Annotated in this window: 1 protein-coding gene; it reads right to left on the reverse strand. The window is 31.4% G+C overall.

Annotated elements, in window-relative coordinates; all coding sequences use genetic code 11:
• Positions 1-262 precede the first annotated feature (262 nt).
• Positions 263-904 carry an SLATT domain-containing protein gene (locus tag BLO51_RS28360; protein ID WP_090677496.1) on the reverse strand — a complete coding sequence of 214 codons (642 nt, stop codon included), beginning with the start codon at positions 902-904 and terminating at the stop codon, positions 263-265.
• Between the last annotated feature and the right edge of the window lie 189 nt (positions 905-1,093).

Here is a 1,093-nt window from a genome sequence, read left to right on the forward strand (position 1 = left end):
CTTTCTCGAAACTTTTTGAGCTTTGCTTTTTTGGCTTCTGCCATGATTTTGTTGAAGTAGTTCCACTATCATGAGTTTTCAGACACGCCCTAGACAAGATCCTTTAGTCAAAGAAAAAATAAAAGCTAATATTTATGATCCTTATTACTTGAAATGGCTTGACGCTCAATACAACATTAGATGATTAAATAATTAATAATTTATTTCACAACCTAAAGACGGTTACTTACTTATACAAAACCGTCTTTAGGTGAAGCATGAGTTAAAAGACAATAAACAATAGTATCGCAGAAAGGATCGGGACAATCCATAGAAGGTTAATGTTAACAAACAAAATAATATTATCGTTTGTTAAATCAAAAGGCTTTATACTTTTCTTGTTTTCAACGGTTGTCTCCTGTAATCTTCTTTTATTATCTACTTCATCATGATTTTCGTTATTTTTTAGGATTGTCTGGTATTCACGAGTGATAATAGAATAGTGAAGGAATAGTGTCTCCTCGGTTGGCTTGTTATCTTGACTATTACTTTTCATTAGTAGTTCCTTTAATCTAAGTATCAAATCTTCGATTTCAAGTTGATGATAGTGTACCTTTAATGCTCTCTCATTATAATTAAGTTCATTTATATAATACTGTATTAATATCACATAGATTGAAAATACTCCCGATATTATACTGAAAACGGTACCATCAAATTTTCCGTTGATCTCCTTACCTGCTAAGGAAAGTAACACAAAGATTACCGCCTCAATATTAAGAACAAAAAACACAAATTTCCACTTCTGGCTATAGTCTTTCAATCGAATACTCATTTTTATTCTATTGTGCCTTGTTTTGTTAAAAGTGTTAATTTTCTTTTCAATTTCTGTATAAATATTAATCTCTTTATATTCTTTTTCCAAACCTAGCTACTCCCCTATCTTGTAACAGAATATAAATATAAGTACAGAATTCTCCATCTTAATCCAGCGTAATTAGAAATAAGGGAAATACAATAACAGGCCTGTTGATTAACCACTAAATGGTAGAAAAAAGATCGCCTTTGCTGTAGAATCGTTTGTACCACCAAGCGATTCGAGAAAGAGGCGATC

Origin of the sequence: Paenibacillus tianmuensis (genome assembly GCF_900100345.1) — a bacterium.
Taxonomy (GTDB): Bacteria; Bacillota; Bacilli; order Paenibacillales; family NBRC-103111; genus Paenibacillus_G; species Paenibacillus_G tianmuensis.